The organism is Steroidobacter denitrificans, assembly GCF_001579945.1.
GTDB classification, from domain to species: Bacteria; Pseudomonadota; Gammaproteobacteria; order Steroidobacterales; family Steroidobacteraceae; genus Steroidobacter; species Steroidobacter denitrificans.
Genome location: NZ_CP011971.1, coordinates 587,928 through 603,363, shown reverse-complemented (window position 1 = coordinate 603,363; position 15,436 = coordinate 587,928). Strand labels below are relative to the sequence as shown.

The window sequence follows — 15,436 nt, the reverse complement described above, 5'->3', positions numbered from 1 at the left end:
GGTTCAATCTGCCGCTTGCCTGAGAGCCTTTTCTCCTTCTAACAGCAGTCTGCGGCAGTAGCTCCATTCAACGACCTGGCCGCTGTTGAAGAGAACCAGCATGGTGCAGAGCATGGCAAGGGCCATGCTCTGCGACAGATCCGGCAGAAAACGTTGTGCTTGCTCGGTTTCCTCGCTGAGCACTGCATCAGTTTGGGTGATTTTCTGAAAGTCATTGTTGATTTTGCAGGCAACCCCTAGTTTGCCCAATTGTTTAAGCAGGCTTGCACCTTGCAGGCGTAGCAAAATCCGCTCAGACGTGCTGGTAGACGTCTGCCGCATCCCGCCTATCAGCTCATCAACTTGGGCAGCCAGCTGTCGCATCAGTTTCTTTTGCTGTTGCAAAGGCATGCTGTGTTGAAAGGCATCATCGAGCAGCAGCTCATCTATTTCCGAAAGCAGCGCAATGCTATTGGCAACCCGGCGATAACTGTCGGCCAGTTTTTCGAGCTTGCGTATCCGTGAGCTATGTGTCTCCACCGAACAGTTGTTGGTGCCGAAGAGGGTGAGTTCAGCTAACCTCTCAAAGAAGCTCGACTGAATTTCGTGTGGCAGCGCCTTGAAATCGCGATGTTGCTGAATTTTTGCAATCAGGCGCTCCCTGAATAGTGAGTGTCCTGCCTCCGTGTCGGGCAGGTACTCACTGTGTTCTACTGACTTCACCTGTGCTCTCCCGCTTCCAGATTTCGAGCTTGTCCGCCCACGCCTGCATCATGCCCCGCCGCTCTTCGAGGTAGGTGGCATGGTTGTAGGTGCGGCGCACCGAGTTGGGTTCCGCGTGGGCAAGCTGCGCTTCAATGGCATCCGGGCGATAGCCCATTTCGTTCAGCCGGGTGCTGCCCGTGGTTCTGGTGCCATGCGGGCTGTAGGTGCCACTCCAGCCCAGTACCTTGAGCGCCTGCCGGATCGAATGTACCGACATCGGCCTGTTGCGGTCATCCCTGCCGGGGAAGATGTGCGTCCGGTCGCCGCTGATGGCGTGCAGGCGACGCAACATCTCTATGGCCTGCGTTGGCAGCGGCACCACATGCTCGCGGCGGGCTTTCATGCGCCGGGCTGGGATCGTCCAAAGCGCGGCATCGAGATCGAATTCAGCCCATTCCGCTTCTGCCGCTTCGCTGGGACGCGCCAGTGTCCACCACATCAACTGTATGCAGAAATTGACCTGATAGCCGCAGCGGTGGTTGTCGAAGTCGTTGAGCAGCTTGCCGATCTGCGCAGTGGTCAGCGCCGTCTTGTGTTGCGTCTTGTTGGCGGGCAACGCCTTGCGGACGGGCCAGACGGGATCGTTGTCTGCCCGCAAGGTGGCGACCGCCAGTTCGAAGATGCCGGACATGGTGCGTTTCGCTTCGGCGGCGACGGTCGGCGCACCGCGCTTCACGGTCTTGGTGAGGATGTCGAGAACGTGCGCCGGGGTGATGTCGCGCACCGGGAGCTTGCCGATGCTGGGGAAGACCACCCGCTCCAGCATGTCCAGGCGGCGTTTCTTGGTGATGTCCTCCCAGTCCCGCAGAGCCAGCCACTCTTTGGCGACGGTCTCGAAGGTATTGGCGGAATCCTGTTCGCGCTTGAGGCGCTCAAGCTGCCGATGCTGGACGGGGTTGATGCCTTGCTTGACCAGCTTCCGCGCTTCCTCGCACTTGTCCCGCGCTTCGGCAAGGCTGACGGTGGGGTAGTCGCCCAGCGCAAACCACGACCCCTTACCGCCCAGCTTGAAGCGGTAGCGCCAAGCCTTGACCCCATTGGGCTTCACTTCGAGGTAAAGGCCGCGAAGGTCATTCAGGCGGTAGAGCTGCTCCTTCGGTTTGGCAGCACGGCAGTGGGCATCTGTAAGCACGGTGTCACGAGATCGGCAATGAGGAACGACAGGAGGATCATATACACCTTCTATCGCCCCGTCCAATCTTCGTATACACCAGCGTAGTCACTTTACGCGAGCAAGGCCGAGCAATCCCATGCAATCCATGGAAACGAAAAACCCCGGAATTTCCGGGGTTCTAGCGCTGCTTTCTGGGTTCTAAGCAATCTTGTGAAATGCTGAGAAATGGCTCTCTAGGGTCACACGTTGAACCGAAAGTGCATCACGTCCCCCTCCTGGACGACGTACTCCTTGCCTTCCAGGCGCATCCGTCCAGCCTCCTTCGCCCCCTGCTCGCCCTTGTAACGCAGGAAATCCTCATAGGCGATGACCTCGGCGCGAATGAATCCCTTCTCGAAATCCGTATGAATGACGGCGGCGGCCTGCGGCGCCGTCGCGCCCACCCGCACGGTCCAGGCACGCACCTCCTTCACCCCGGCGGTGAAATAGGTCTGCAGCCCCAGCAAGGCATAGCCGGCGCGAATGACCCGATTCAGACCCGGCTCCTCCAGGCCGAGATCATTGAGAAAATCAGCGCGGTCGGCCTCTTCCAGCTGCGCGATCTCCGCCTCGATTGCGGCGCACACCGCCACCACTTCGGCGCCTTCGTCGGCTGCCAGCACCCTGACCGCGTCCAGATGCGGGTTGTTCTCGAAGCCGTTTTCCGCCACGTTCGCCACGTACATGAGGGGCTTGAGCGTGATCAGATGCAGATCATGCAACAGCCGGCGTTCGTCGGCATCCAGGCGCAGCGAACGTGCCGGCCGGCCCGCGTCCAGGTGATCGCGCAGGCCCTTGAGCAAATCGCGCAGACGGATCGCATCCTTGTCACCCGCCTTGGAGGCCTTCTCCGCGCGCAGCAGCCCCCGCTCGATCGTGTCCAAATCGGCCAGCGCCAGCTCGGTGTCGATGACCGCGATATCGTCCAGAGGCTTGATGCGTCCAGCCACGTGCACCACATCGTCATCCTCGAAACAACGTACGACATGTGCAATCGCATCGGTTTCCCGGATGTGGGACAGGAACTTGTTGCCCAGCCCCTCTCCCTTGGACGCCCCGGCCACCAGTCCGGCGATATCCACGAACTCCACCGTGGCCGGCAGGATACGTTCAGGTTTGACGATGCTCGCCAGAGAATCCAGACGTGGATCGGGCACCGGCACCACGCCGACGTTCGGATCGATCGTGCAGAACGGATAATTCTCCGCGGCGATCTGCGCCCGCGTGAGCGCATTGAAGAGCGTCGACTTGCCGACATTGGGCAGGCCGACGATACCGCATTTGATGGCCATTATTTCTTCCTGTGCAGATCGTTCATGGCGCGCTCGGATCCCTGTTCCAGAAACGTCTCCAGCGCATCCAGGGCCCGCTGCACCGTATCCAGGATGACGTCCTCTTCCGCTTTCGGCGCGCGGCGCAATACATAATCGATTACTTCCGAGCGCTCGCCGGGATGACCGACGCCCAGGCGCAGGCGCCAGAAGCCGGTGCCGATATGACTGATCGCATCGCGCAGCCCGTTATGGCCGCCGGCGCCGCCGGCGAACTTGAAGCGCGCCTCGCCGGGCGGCAGATCCAGCTCGTCATGGACGATCAGGATTTCCTCAGGTGGAACTTGCAAGTAATCGGACAAGGCCCTCACTGCCAAGCCGCAGCGATTCATGTAGATCATGGGCTTGAGCAGCGTGATTTCCCCGGCTGCGATCGTTGTCCGGCAAATATCGCCGTGAAACTTTCCTTGCCCGCGAAAATGACCACCGAGGCGGGCCGCCAGCGCATCGACGAACCAGAAACCTGCGTTATGGCGCGTCAGCAAATACTCGGGACCGGGATTGCCGAGCCCGACGATGATTTTCAAGGCAGTGCCAGGCATGAGGGATATCCATGGCAACGGCGGTCGGAATCCTCACGCCGTGCCGCCAGCGCATTCGTCGCGAACGCGGAGATGCTTTTGAGGAAGTCCATGGCGGACCCCGCGAGACAGCGCAACGACGAGCGGCCCTCCGGCGCTGAAGCCGCCGGAGGGCCGCCAGCCTTACTTCTTGCCGGCGTCCTTCTTGGCGCCCGCCGCAGCCTCGTCCTTTTTCGCATCGCCGCCAGCCGCCGCCGCCGCGGCAGGCGCTTCCGCCTCCTCGGCGCGTGGACGATGCATGGAGACGATCGCTTCGTCGCGGCCGTGGGTCAGCGCCGTCAGTTCCACACCTTCCGGCAGCGGAATATCCGACAGGCGCTTCATCTGGTTGATTTCCATCTCGGACAGATCCACCACCAGCGATTCCGGCAGATCCTTCGGCAGGCAGCTGACCTCCGCCTCGTTGAGCAGATGCGACACCGAACCGCCCTGCGTCTTGACGCCCGGGGAACCTGCGGCACCGACAAAGTGCAACGGCACCATCATACGGATCTTCTCATCTTCCAGCACACGCAGCAGATCCATGTGCAGGATCTGGTTCTTTGCCGGATGACGCTGCAAATCCTTGAGGATCGCTGGCTGCACCTTGCCGCCGCTTTTCACGGACAGGATGGTGGAAAAGAACCGCTCATTGGCGGTCATGGTCAACAAGTTCTGCTGGTCCAGAACCAGCTGCACCGGCTCCGCACCGCCGCCATACAGGATCGCCGGAACCTTTCCGGCTCGACGCAGGCGGCGGCTCGCACCTTTCCCCTGCACCTCGCGCGGATCGGCGACGAGTTCAAAAGAAGTTTTCATGTCGGACTCCAAACAAAGGAACAATACGCGACGCCTGCTTCGCGACCAAAGGCAGGCGGCGCACCCATCAATCGTTGTATCGTCATCGCGGCATCGCCCGGGCCGTATCGCCCAAGCTCTATCGCTCAGCCTCTATCGCCCCGCCTCCTGGCGAAGCGTCGCTTCACCAGGCGCATCATTAATCGATATAAAGCGAGCTGACGCTCTCCTCGTCGCGGATGCGCCGCATCGTTTCCGCCAACAGTCCAGCCACGCTGAGCTGGCGAATCTTCGTGCATTGCCTGGCGGCCTCCGACAGCGGAATCGTATCCGTCACGACCAGTTCATCGAGATCGGACTTCGTAATCCGCTCGATCGCCGGTCCCGACAACACCGCATGCGTGATATAGGCGTACACTTTTTGCGCTCCCGCCTTCTTGAGCGCCTGCGCCGCATGGCACAAAGTGCCGGCGGTATCGACCAGGTCATCGACCAGCACGCAGGTCTTGCCGGCCACCTCGCCGATAATGTTCATTACCTCCGATTCATTGGCGCGCGGACGGCGTTTATCGATGATCGCCAGTTCCGCATCGTCCAGACGTTTCGCCAAGGCCCGGGCGCGCACCACTCCGCCCACATCCGGCGAGACCACCATGAGATTGTCATACTTGCGCCGCCAGACGTCGCCCAACAACACCGGCGAGGCATATACATTGTCCACCGGGATATCGAAGAAGCCCTGGATCTGATCGGCATGCAGATCGACGGTCAGCACACGATCGACACCGGCACTCGCGATCATGTTCGCGACCAGCTTGGCGGTGATCGGCACTCGCGTGGCGCGCGGCCGCCGATCCTGACGAGCATAGCCGAAGTAGGGCACGACGGCGGTGATGCGCGCCGCGGAAGCCCGCCGGCAGGCATCGACCATCACCAGCAGTTCCATCACATGTTCGTTTGCCGGCGGCGAGGTCGGCTGGACGATGAAAATATCGCGGCCGCGGACATTCTCCAGCAGCTCGACCGTCGTCTCGCCATCGCTGAAGCGGCCGACGGACGCGCGGCCCAGCGGCACCATCATATGGCGGGCGATATCGTGGGCGAGCTGCCGATTGGCACTGCCCGCGAATACCGCCATCGTTGAACGATCCATCAAGGCTCCCACATAGGAATGGCTGGGGCGGGAGGATTCGAACCTCCGGATGGCGGGATCAAAACCCGCTGCCTTACCGCTTGGCTACGCCCCAACTTCTTCAGCGATCGAGTGCAGGATGATCCCATGCCGGCGAGCGGTTCAATCCATGTACGACATGGCCGCGCCAGCGTGGCGGCAATTGTGCCAGTGCGCCGCGCGCCGCGCGCTCATCAGGCATGGCCGCAAACACGCAAGCACCTGTTCCGGTCAGCCTTGCATTTCCGAATTTATCAATAAAATCAAGCGCTTCAGCGATCTCTGGATAGCGTCTGCACACCGTGGCGAGACAATCGTTGCGGCCCGCCCCGGAGAGAAAGTCGCGTATTGTCGTGACGGGGGAATTACGTGTCAATTCAGCATCCTGAAACACGGAGGCCGTACTCACCCGCACCCCCGGTTCCAGCAGCAAATAAACCCCGGTAGGAAAATCCACCGGCGTGAGACGTTCCCCGATACCCTCCACCCAGGCGGCCCGCCCATGCACGAACACCGGCACATCCGCCCCGAGACTCAAGCCCAGCTCCGCCAGCACCTCCAGGCCCAGTCCCAGCCCCCACAGTCGGTTCAATGCCAGCAGCGCGGTGGCGGCATCCGAACTGCCCCCGCCCAGGCCGGCCTGCATCGGAATACGCTTGTCGAGCGCGATGGCGACCCCGGATGGAACCTCATGGCGGGAGGCCAGCAGGCGTGCGGCACGGATGACCATGTCCTCCTCGGCGGGAACCTCGGCCGGTCCGTCGATACGCTCGATCCGGCCTCGCTCGCGCCGGTAGAATCTCAACCGATCGCATAGATCGATGAATTGGATGGCGCTTTGCAGCAGGTGATAGCCATCCGCACGCCGCCCGAGGATATGCAGGCACAGATTAAGTTTTGCAGGCGCCAGCCAGGGCGAATCCGGACCCAGCGCCGCACCCCGGTTCATTGTCCCAACCGCCACTGATCCACGACGATGCGCACTTGTGCCTGACCGTTGGAAGCACGCATCTTTACCGGCACCCGGGCACCGGCCTCGGTCGAATAGCGCTGATAATCGATACGCCAGCCATCCTGCTCCAGAACCACATCGCCCGTGCGTTCATCATCATGCCAGCGATATTCTCCAGGCGCCGCCAGGCCCAGCAACCAGTAGCGCAGGTTGCCGGCCGGCACATCCTCGCCCAGACGCGCTTCCAACTCATCCCAGGCAGCCTGTGAATGGAGCACCCGGCCATCGCCGGTTTCCAGCCGCAGCTTTGGCCGCGCGGCATCCCCAAGCAATTGCATATGCACACTGCCCAATCCCAAAGGTCCGCGAATACGGACCTCGGCACGCCGACCCTGCTGCTGCCAGTCGAACGAGCCGGAACCGCCTCGCTGCGTCCCGGAGACACCCAGCCTGCCGTGGGCCTGCCATCGATCCAGACTTGCAAGATCCACCGGCAGGGATGGCGCAGAGCGCGGCACACCCGCGCAACCCGTCATCACGAGCAGCAGCAGGGCCATGAGCAGCGATCCTGGGAAACACGCCGGCATCGCCGCCGGCCGGCCAGGATCGGCCGCCGGTCGCAAGCATGGAGAGTTCATGAGCGCCTCGGGCTATTCAAGCTTTTGCAGCTGCCGCTTCAGCTCGGCGTTGTCGGGATATCGCTCGCTCGCCTGGCGCCACACTTCGCGCGCCTCCGCCTTGCGGTCCAGCGCCAGCAGCACTGCACCCAGGTGCAGATCGAGTTCCGGATCATCGATACGGCCTCTGGCCTGCTCCAGATATTTCAGCGCCTCTACATGACGCCCGAGGCGATGCAGGGCCCACCCCATGCTGTCCAGCACCGCGCCATTGTCGGGCGCCTGGGCCAGCGCGCGCTCGATCAGGCCGAAACCCTCCTGGTACGCCCGGGTGCGATCCACGAGCGTATAGCCCAGCGCATTTTCGGCTGTCGGATCGCCCGGCCGGTCCGCCACGATCTTCCTGAGCGCGGCCACCGATTCGGCCACCTTGTCGGTTTTCTCCAGTTGGAATACCCGGGCAAAGCGCAGCTCGATCGAATCCGGATAGTCCTGCAGAGCCGTATCCAACAACGCCAGCGCGCCGGCAGAATCGGCATTGCTCCCCCTGAGAGATGCCTGCGCCACGAGGGTATCGATACGATACTGCGGCCGGGTCGCGGCAAACTCCCGCAAATGCACCAAACCGGCTTCCAGCCCCTCCCGCTGCGCCTTGAGGCGCGCGGCACGCGCTTGCGAGGCCATCGCCATATCCCCGCCGGTGACGCGCTCATAGAACTGCAGGGCATCCTCCGGATTGTCCTGCTGCTCGGCGAGCGCACCCAAATAAAACAACGATTCGTAGACGAAACGGCCGGTCGAGACCAGATGGCCGAAACGCCTGGCGGCCGCGCTGCGATTGCCGAGCTGGAAATCGATATCGGCCAGGGCGCGCTCCACCATCGCTCCCGCCGTCTCGCTGTCACTCAGGGCGAGCAGCTGCCTGCGGCCCTCCGTCTCCTCACCGGCCTGCAGCAACATCAGTGCATACTCCAGGCGATAGACATCCAGATCCTCCTGCGCGATCACGGTCCGTGCCGTGGCGAGCGCTGCATCCGTCTCGCCCTGCAGCATCTGCACCCGCGCCAGCAACAAGCCGGCCGGCGCCCAGTAGGCCCCCAGTTCACGCGCCCGGCGGGCATGCACCCGCGCCAGCGCGTAGTTATCGGACCGTATCGCCGCCTGCGCCAGCGCATAGTGCGCCTCGGTCATGTCATCGAAACGAGGCACCAACCTCTGCAACACGGCCGTGGCTGCCGACGGTGAGGCTTCCTCGACGAGTTGCGGCAGCAGCGCCAGAAAACCCGCCTGCGGACTGATGAATGCCGTGTTCAGCAATATGCCCAGATGCTCCTCGGCGGTATCGATCCGGTACAGGTGCAAGGCCGCGAAGGCCGCAAAGCGCTGCGCTTCCTCGTTGGTCGGGTTCAGCGCCAGCCAGCGATCCGCTGCTGCCAGAACCTGCGTCCATTGTTCATGCTCATACGCAAGGCGAGCTGCCTGCTCCGCGACAGTCTCATCCTCGCTCGCCAGTGCCGCTCGCACGTAGGCGCGGCTGGCATCCAGATACCGGCCACGCTGCAAGGCCACCTCGGCCCCCAGCACCAGCGCGTCCGGATCGGCCGGAAGCATCTCCTCATCGGATCCGGCTGGCCGGTCTCCACGCTGCCCCGGCAGCGTACAGGCCGACAACAGGGATAGGATCACAAGTATCAGCGCGGCGGCTGACGTCGAAGCATGAGCTGGGATCATCGTCACCGCACTATAGCAGCCTCCAGGCCGTTCTTCCGGGCGGCGCGCAGCCTCTTGGAAACGTGAGTCGCTTGTCATCCGAGCCCCCATCCCTGAGAATCCCGATCCGGTTGCAACAACCACCGGCATGCCACTCGTCGTCATCGGAATAAACCACCGCACCGCCCCCGTCGAGATCCGCGAAAAAGTAGTCTTTGCGGGCGAGGAACTGCCGGAAGCTTTGCAAGAGCTGACCACGGTTCCCGGCGTGCGTGAGTCGCTGATCGTCTCCACCTGCAATCGCACCGAGCTGTATTGCGTCACCGACGTCGACACCAGCATCCTGGTGAACTGGCTGGCCGGCTGGCACGAACTCAGCGCGCTGCACCTGGAAACCGGCGGCGCCCTGTACCGGCTGCGCGGCACCGCCGCCCTGCAGCACCTGTTTTCGGTGGCCTGCGGCCTGGACTCCCTGGTGCTGGGTGAATCCCAGATCCTGGGCCAGCTCAAGGACGCCTACCGTACCGCCCTGAGCCAGGGAGTGACCGGTCCCTACCTGAATCGGGCCATGCAGACCGCCTTTGCGGTCGCCAAGCGGGTACGGACCCAGACCCGTATCGGCGCGAACGCCGTCTCGGTGGCTTCCGCCGCCGTGTCGTTGGCGCGAACCATGTTCGAGCGTTTTTCCGATCACACCGCGCTGCTGGTCGGCGCCGGCGAAACCATCACACTGGTGGCTCGGCATCTGCACGCCAACGGCCTGCGCCGCCTGATCGTTGCGAACCGCAGCCAGGAGCGCGCCCAATCACTGGCCGCCGAGTTCAACGGCTCGGCCATCGACCTCGATGCCCTCGCCGCCCACCTGCCCGAAGCTGATATCGTAGTCAGCTCGACCGCCAGCCCGACTCCCCTCATCACGCTGGAAGCCGTCAAGGCGGCCGTGCGCGCGCGCCGGCGCAAACCTATTTTCATGGTCGATATCGCCGTGCCACGCGACATCGACTCCGCCATCGCCGAACTCCAGGACGTCTACTTGTTCACAATCGACGATCTTCAAAATGTGGTGAATGAGAATCTTGAATCGCGCCGTGCCGCGGCCAAGGATGCCAGCCAGATGCTGGCCGCAGAAACCGCACAATTCGAACTGCAACTGAAAACATTGCATGCCGTGCCGGCCATCCGCCAGCTGCGGGATGAAGCGGACATGATTCGCGATCAGACCGCCGCCCAGGCGCGACGCATGCTGGCCGCCGGACGCGACCCGCGGGAAGTCCTGGAATTTTTGGGTGCGACACTGACGAATCGCCTGTTGCACGGTCCCATCCAACGCCTGCGCGATGCTGCCGAGCGTGGCGAAGAGCATCTGCTCGAAACCACGCGCGCACTGCTCGCCGCCGACCCCAGCGAATGAAAGACTCGATACGCAAAAAACTGGAAACCCTCGCCGAACGCCATGAAGAAGTGAGCGCCATGCTCGCCGACGCATCCGTGATCGCCGATACCGCCCGGTTCCGGGAACTGTCCATGGAATATGCGCGGCTGGAACCCGTGGTATCGCGCTATCAGGGCTATATGCGCACCCTGATCGAGCGCAGCCAGGCGCAGGACATGGTCGACGGTACCGATCCGGAATTGCGGGAACTCGGCCGCGAGGAGCTTGCCAGCCTCGATGCGCGCATCGAACGCGAACAGGAGGAACTGGCCAAGCTGCTATTGCCCAAGGATATCCGCGACGACAGCAATATTTATCTGGAAATACGTGCCGGCACCGGGGGAGACGAAGCGGCGATCTTTGCCGGCGATCTGTTCCGCATGTATTCCCGCTACGCAGACGAACAATGCTGGAGCGTGGAGATACTCTCGGAAAGCCCCGGAGAACATGGCGGCTACAAGGAAATCATCAGCCGCATCGTCGGCCGCGGCGCCTTCTCGCATTTCAAGTTCGAGTCCGGTACGCACCGGGTGCAGCGCGTGCCGGCCACGGAAGCTCAGGGGCGCATCCATACCTCGGCCTGCACCGTCGCCATCCTTCCCGAATTGGATGAAGCCGGCGAGGTGGAAATCAATCCGGCCGAGTTGCGCATCGATACCTTTCGCGCCTCCGGCGCCGGCGGTCAGCACGTCAACAAGACCGATTCGGCGATCCGCATCACCCATCTGCCGACCGGAATGGTCGTGGAATGCCAGGATGAACGCTCCCAACACAAGAACCGGTCGCGCGCGCTGTCGCTGCTGAAAGCACGCCTGATGGCTGCGGAGCGCGAACGGCGTGAAAAGGCCGAAGCTCAATCGCGCAAGCTGCAAGTCGGTTCGGGCGATCGTTCCGAACGCATCCGTACCTACAATTTCCCGCAGGGTCGGGTCACCGACCATCGAATCAACCTGACCGTCTACAAGCTCGCGGACGTCATGAGCGGCCAGCTCGAGGAGCTGATCCAGCCCCTGCAGCAGGAATATCAGGCCGAGGAACTCTCCAGGCTGGCCGACTGACGAGCGGCCGTCATGGACCGTCCAAGTCCGATCCACTCTTCAGAACCCATCCATCCCACAGGCCAAAATTCTCCAAGCCTGAGCCTTGCGCGACAGATTCCACCCCGGGAGGCTACCGGCCGGGAAGCGGCTGGACACCCGAGTCCGGCACCCGCTCCAGAGGCATCTTGAGCAACTGCTCACCGCTGTCGGGCAATGCATTCTCGTCATAGCGCAGCGAGGCGATGATCAGCCACACACATCCGGCCAGCGAGGCCAGAAAGATCAGCACACCCAGCCATGCCACCGGCTGGTGATACCAGTGCGACCGCGATACAGCCGGCCGCCCGCCCGCTCCGGGATCCCTCATCCGGCCTCGTGCGGCTGCGCACCGGAAGACGGTTCGCCGTCCGGTGAATCCATCGACGAATCTACCGGCGGATTGCCGGCGGCAGCGTGCGATTGAGCATAGACCCAGGCGGCAATGATGCGAGCCTGATCCTCGCCCAGGCGAGCCCGCAAGGAGGGCATTTCGCCGGCACGCCCATCCCTGATGGTCTCGGCGATTCGCGCGAAATCACCGCCATACAACCAGATGTCATCCGTCAGATTCGGCGCGCCCAGCACCGGATTGCCGTGGCCATCGGCACCGTGGCAGGCGACGCACAATGTCGCGTAATGGGTCTGGCCTGCTGCCACCCAGTCCTCGGGCGCCTCGCTTCCACCCAGGCTCAGCACATAGGCCGCCACCTGGTTCACGCCTTCACGCCCCAGGGCGCCGCCCCATGCCGGCATGACGCCGCGGCGCCCATCCAGAATGCTGGTCAGGATGGTTTCTCCATCTCCGGCATACAGCCAATCGTCATCCACGAGATTCGGCGCGCCTAACACGGTGTTGCCCCGCCCTGTGCTGCCATGACAGGCCGCGCAGTTTTCCTGAAACAAGGTATGACCGATGGCCGTCACCTGCGCATCACCGGCCAGCGCCTCGACCGTGCCGGCGCGCACGCGCTGCAATATCGGCTCCCTGAGCGCGTCGTTGACACGTACCTGTTGTTCTAGCTGCGCGCCCGAAGTCCATCCCAGCAGACCCTTGAACGCCCCGAAGCCGGGATACAGCGCCAGATAAATGAATCCCCACAAAAACATGCTGGCAGAGAACCCTATCCACCAGGTCGGCAGCTTGCGCACCGATTCGCGCAAGGCGCCATGCGCCCACACATGGCCGGTCGTGCCGTCGGGCAAGACCGGAATCTTGACCCGCGGAGCCCAGAGGAACAGGAAAAAAGTGATGCCTAAATTGAGCACCACCAGGAACATCACCCAAGCGGACCAGAAGGTGCTCATCGCGTCGCGTCCTCATGCATCCGGCCATTGCCGCTCGAGTCATTCATCGACGCCTCCGGCGCGGCGGTCACCGCATCGTGCAGCGACAGCGCATCGCCCATCGGCACCTGAGCCATCGCATCGAACACCCGCCGATGACGAGGCCGCCAGGCCCACACCCAGATACCGATGAAACACACCATCAGGATCACCGTAACCACCCCGGCGAAATTTCCCCAGAACGCACTCATGGCGCAGCTCCCGTTCCGGCACCCCCGGAAGTTTCGCTGTCCGCCCCATCATCCTGGAGCGCCGCGATTTCTGCAGACGCCGTGGAGCGCAGCCCCAACCCTTGCAGGTAGGCCACCAGCGCATCCATCTCGGTCTTGCCGGCGACCGCTTCGGGTGCCACCGCGATTTCCTCATCCGTATAGGGGTCCCCCAGGCGACGCAATGTGCGCATGCGCGCCTGGACGTCGAGGCCGTCGACCTGGCGCTTCTCGAGCCACGGATAGGCGGGCATGTTCGACTCCGGCACCAGCGACCGCGGATCGAGTAGATGCAATCGCTGCCACTGATCGGAATACTTGCCGCCGATACGTGCCAGATCCGGTCCCGTACGCTTGGAACCCCACTGGAACGGCCGGTCATAGATCGACTCGTCGGCGGTGGAATGCTCGCCATAGCGCTGAGTTTCGAAGCGCAGCACACGGATCATCTGCGAGTGACACAAATAGCAGCCCTCGCGCACATAGACGTCCTTGCCCGCCAGCCGCAGGGCGTCATAGGGTTGCACGTTCGCCGGCGGCGTCACCGAATGTGCCCGTATGAGCAAGGGGGTGATCTCCGCCAGTCCGCCGAGCGACACCATGACCGCGGTCAATACGCCGAGCAGACCCGCGCGCTTCTCGATCGCTTCGAAATGTTTGTAGCGCAATCCCATGTTCGATTTCCCAGACAGATTGTTCGGGCCGGCCTCAGGTACGTGCCGGCAGCGGTGCAGGCACCTGGCCTTCGACCGGATCGGGGATATGTTCCGGAAGCGGCACCAGGATCGGCTTGATCAGCTTCGCCCGGGCCATCGCCGCGGTATGCCACAAGTTCCAAGCCATCACCACCATTCCCGAAAGAATCAGCAGCCCGCCGAAGGCACGAATCCAGTAGTAGGGCTTGATGGCGATCAAGCTCGCCAGGAAGCTGTAGGTCAACGATCCATCCGGATTCGTGGCGCGCCACATCAATCCCGCGGTAATGCCCGACGCCCACATCGAGGCCACGTACAACAGCAGTCCCGCCGTGTGCAGCCAGAAATGCAGTTCCATGGCCGGCTTGGAGTGCATCGCCGGGCGATCCAGCGCCCGCGGCGCCATTGCATACAAGGAACCGATCGTGATCATCGCCACCCAGCCGATCGCTCCGGAATGCACATGCGCAACCGTCCAGTCCGTGTAATGCGACAGCGAGTTGGCCGATTTGATCGCCAGCATCGACCCCTCGAACGTCGAGGCGGCATAGAACACCAGCGCCAGCACCATGAATTTCACTGCCGGATCGGTGCGCAACTTGTCCCATGCGCCGTTGAACGTCAGCAAGCCGTTTGCCGCCGAACCCAGGCTGGGCATCAGCAGGACAAGTGAAAACGCCATGCCCACCGATTGCACCCAATCCGGCAGGGCGGTGTACATCAGGTGATGCGAGCCGGCCCACATGTAGATGGAGATCAGCGCCCAGAAATTGACGATCGAAAAGCGGTAGCTCCACAGCGGCTGCTGCGCTTGGCGCGGCACGAAGTAATACATCATCCCGAGGAAGCCGGCAGTCAGGAAAAAAGCCACCGCATTATGGCCGTACCACCACTGCACCATGGCATCCACGACGCCCGAGTAGACCGGATAGGACTTCGTCAAGGACACGGGCAGTGCGAGATTGTTGACGATGTGCAGCAGGCCTACGGCGATGATGAAGGCACCGTAATACCAGTTCGCCACATAGATATGACGAATGCGCCGCCGCGCCAGCGTAGCGAAAAACACCGTGCCGAAAGACACCCACACCACCGCCACCAGCAGGTCTACGAACCACTCCGGCTCGGCATACTCCTTGCTCTGGGTGATGCCGAAGGGCATCGTCGCCATGGCCAGGACGCATGCCAGCTGCCAACCCCAGAACGTGAACAGCGCCAGCTTGCCCAGTGCCAGGCGCGTGTGTCCGGTGCGCTGTACGACGTAGTAGCAGGACCCCATCAGCGCCGAGCCGCCGAACGCGAAAATCACGCCGAATGTATGATTCGCACGGATGCGGCTGAATGTGAGCCAGGGCACCTCGAAATTCAATGCCGGCCAGGCGAGCTGGGTCGCGGCCAGGACCCCGATCGACATCCCGACGATACCCCACACGGCCGCAGCCAGCAGGAACAGACGTATGACGTGGTCATCGTAGGCTTCAGGGGTTTGTATGACGGCTTTCAATGGCGGCTCTCAATAATGAGTTGCGTGCAATTTAGACATTGTATAACTCAGTACCGCTTCCTCACCATAGGATCGGATCCCACGGCACGATGCGGTGTGTCCGGCCGCCATGCCCCTGAGGTATTACCCTGGGTATT

General features: G+C 62.5%; 16 protein-coding genes and 1 tRNA gene. 2 read left to right on the top strand and 15 right to left on the bottom strand.

Annotated features, from left to right (window positions below; genetic code table 11):
- Positions 1-3 precede the first annotated feature (3 nt).
- The 10 genes from ACG33_RS02580 to ACG33_RS02535 all read right to left on the bottom strand — a co-directional run bounded on the left by ACG33_RS02580 (position 4) and on the right by ACG33_RS02535 (position 8,937).
- Positions 4-702 (bottom strand): hypothetical protein, encoded by a 699-nt coding sequence (locus ACG33_RS02580; RefSeq protein WP_033985742.1) that lies wholly within the window; start codon positions 700-702, stop codon positions 4-6.
- A complete protein-coding gene (locus ACG33_RS02575; RefSeq protein ID WP_033985744.1) occupies positions 680-1,876 on the bottom strand; it encodes a tyrosine-type recombinase/integrase in 1,197 nt (398 codons plus the stop codon). Before ACG33_RS02575 ends, ACG33_RS02580 begins: the two co-directional genes overlap by 23 nt.
- 221 nt (positions 1,877-2,097) lie before the next feature.
- Entirely contained in the window at positions 2,098-3,189 is a 1,092-nt protein-coding gene (ychF, locus tag ACG33_RS02570) for a redox-regulated ATPase YchF (protein WP_066918438.1), read from the bottom strand.
- Positions 3,189-3,770, bottom strand: coding sequence for an aminoacyl-tRNA hydrolase (gene pth / locus ACG33_RS02565; RefSeq protein WP_066918436.1), 582 nt, complete (start codon positions 3,768-3,770; stop codon positions 3,189-3,191). The genes ychF and pth overlap by 1 nt, the downstream gene beginning before the upstream one ends.
- Positions 3,771-3,932: 162 nt before the next feature.
- Positions 3,933-4,607: a 50S ribosomal protein L25/general stress protein Ctc gene (locus ACG33_RS02560; protein ID WP_066918434.1), complete on the bottom strand. Its 675-nt coding sequence runs from the start codon at positions 4,605-4,607 to the stop codon at positions 3,933-3,935.
- A 178-nt stretch (positions 4,608-4,785) separates the two neighbouring features.
- Positions 4,786-5,739, bottom strand: coding sequence for a ribose-phosphate diphosphokinase (locus ACG33_RS02555; RefSeq protein ID WP_066918431.1), 954 nt, complete (start codon positions 5,737-5,739; stop codon positions 4,786-4,788).
- A gap of 19 nt (positions 5,740-5,758) precedes the next feature.
- Positions 5,759-5,833, bottom strand: a tRNA-Gln gene (locus ACG33_RS02550).
- Positions 5,834-5,839: 6 nt separating this feature from the next.
- Positions 5,840-6,706, bottom strand: coding sequence for a 4-(cytidine 5'-diphospho)-2-C-methyl-D-erythritol kinase (ispE, locus tag ACG33_RS02545; RefSeq protein WP_066918429.1), 867 nt, complete (start codon positions 6,704-6,706; stop codon positions 5,840-5,842).
- Entirely contained in the window at positions 6,703-7,266 is a 564-nt protein-coding gene (gene lolB / locus ACG33_RS02540) for a lipoprotein insertase outer membrane protein LolB (RefSeq protein ID WP_066918428.1), read from the bottom strand. The genes ispE and lolB overlap by 4 nt, the downstream gene beginning before the upstream one ends.
- 93 nt (positions 7,267-7,359) lie before the next feature.
- Positions 7,360-8,937 (bottom strand): tetratricopeptide repeat protein, encoded by a 1,578-nt coding sequence (locus tag ACG33_RS02535; RefSeq protein WP_066918426.1) that lies wholly within the window; start codon positions 8,935-8,937, stop codon positions 7,360-7,362.
- Positions 8,938-9,184: 247 nt separating this feature from the next.
- Between ACG33_RS02535 and hemA the strand changes: the two genes are divergently transcribed.
- Positions 9,185-10,447, top strand: a complete 1,263-nt coding sequence (gene hemA / locus ACG33_RS02530; protein ID WP_066918424.1) for a glutamyl-tRNA reductase — start codon at positions 9,185-9,187, stop codon at positions 10,445-10,447.
- Positions 10,444-11,526: a peptide chain release factor 1 gene (gene prfA, locus ACG33_RS02525; protein WP_066918422.1), complete on the top strand. Its 1,083-nt coding sequence runs from the start codon at positions 10,444-10,446 to the stop codon at positions 11,524-11,526. Before hemA ends, prfA begins: the two co-directional genes overlap by 4 nt.
- A gap of 112 nt (positions 11,527-11,638) precedes the next feature.
- Here prfA and ACG33_RS15995 read toward each other — a convergent pair whose 3' ends face one another.
- From ACG33_RS15995 to ccoN, 5 genes are read right to left on the bottom strand one after another with little or no spacing between them, the layout of a single operon-like run.
- On the bottom strand, positions 11,639-11,875 hold the full coding sequence (locus tag ACG33_RS15995) for a hypothetical protein (protein ID WP_157071640.1): 237 nt from the start codon (positions 11,873-11,875) through the stop codon (positions 11,639-11,641).
- Positions 11,872-12,852: a cytochrome-c oxidase, cbb3-type subunit III gene (gene ccoP / locus ACG33_RS02520; protein ID WP_083536378.1), complete on the bottom strand. Its 981-nt coding sequence runs from the start codon at positions 12,850-12,852 to the stop codon at positions 11,872-11,874. The genes ACG33_RS15995 and ccoP overlap by 4 nt, the downstream gene beginning before the upstream one ends.
- Positions 12,849-13,082 carry a cbb3-type cytochrome oxidase subunit 3 gene (locus ACG33_RS15580; RefSeq protein ID WP_083536377.1) on the bottom strand — a complete coding sequence of 78 codons (234 nt, stop codon included), beginning with the start codon at positions 13,080-13,082 and terminating at the stop codon, positions 12,849-12,851. Before ACG33_RS15580 ends, ccoP begins: the two co-directional genes overlap by 4 nt.
- Positions 13,079-13,768, bottom strand: a complete 690-nt coding sequence (gene ccoO, locus ACG33_RS02510) for a cytochrome-c oxidase, cbb3-type subunit II (protein ID WP_066922723.1) — start codon at positions 13,766-13,768, stop codon at positions 13,079-13,081. The genes ACG33_RS15580 and ccoO overlap by 4 nt, the downstream gene beginning before the upstream one ends.
- Before the next feature lie 40 nt (positions 13,769-13,808).
- Positions 13,809-15,299, bottom strand: coding sequence for a cytochrome-c oxidase, cbb3-type subunit I (ccoN, locus tag ACG33_RS02505; protein ID WP_237392666.1), 1,491 nt, complete (start codon positions 15,297-15,299; stop codon positions 13,809-13,811).
- Between the last annotated feature and the right edge of the window lie 137 nt (positions 15,300-15,436).

Bases quoted from the DNA above. Each gene is read 5' to 3' on its own strand.
- ACG33_RS15995 (WP_157071640.1), bottom strand. From the start codon at position 11,875: ATGAGGGATCCCGGAGCGGGCGGGCGGCCGGCTGTATCGCGGTCGCAC.
- hemA (WP_066918424.1), top strand. From the start codon at position 9,185: ATGCCACTCGTCGTCATCGGAATAAACCACCGCACCGCCCCCGTCGAG.
- lolB (WP_066918428.1), bottom strand. From the start codon at position 7,266: ATGGCCCTGCTGCTGCTCGTGATGACGGGTTGCGCGGGTGTGCCGCGC.
- ACG33_RS15580 (WP_083536377.1), bottom strand. From the start codon at position 13,082: ATGAGTGCGTTCTGGGGAAATTTCGCCGGGGTGGTTACGGTGATCCTG.
- ACG33_RS02560 (WP_066918434.1), bottom strand. From the start codon at position 4,607: ATGAAAACTTCTTTTGAACTCGTCGCCGATCCGCGCGAGGTGCAGGGG.
- prfA (WP_066918422.1), top strand. From the start codon at position 10,444: ATGAAAGACTCGATACGCAAAAAACTGGAAACCCTCGCCGAACGCCAT.
- ccoP (WP_083536378.1), bottom strand. From the start codon at position 12,852: ATGAGCACCTTCTGGTCCGCTTGGGTGATGTTCCTGGTGGTGCTCAAT.
- ACG33_RS02535 (WP_066918426.1), bottom strand. From the start codon at position 8,937: ATGCTTCCGGCCGATCCGGACGCGCTGGTGCTGGGGGCCGAGGTGGCC.
- pth (WP_066918436.1), bottom strand. From the start codon at position 3,770: ATGCCTGGCACTGCCTTGAAAATCATCGTCGGGCTCGGCAATCCCGGT.
- ispE (WP_066918429.1), bottom strand. From the start codon at position 6,706: ATGAACCGGGGTGCGGCGCTGGGTCCGGATTCGCCCTGGCTGGCGCCT.
- ychF (WP_066918438.1), bottom strand. From the start codon at position 3,189: ATGGCCATCAAATGCGGTATCGTCGGCCTGCCCAATGTCGGCAAGTCG.
- ACG33_RS02555 (WP_066918431.1), bottom strand. From the start codon at position 5,739: ATGGATCGTTCAACGATGGCGGTATTCGCGGGCAGTGCCAATCGGCAG.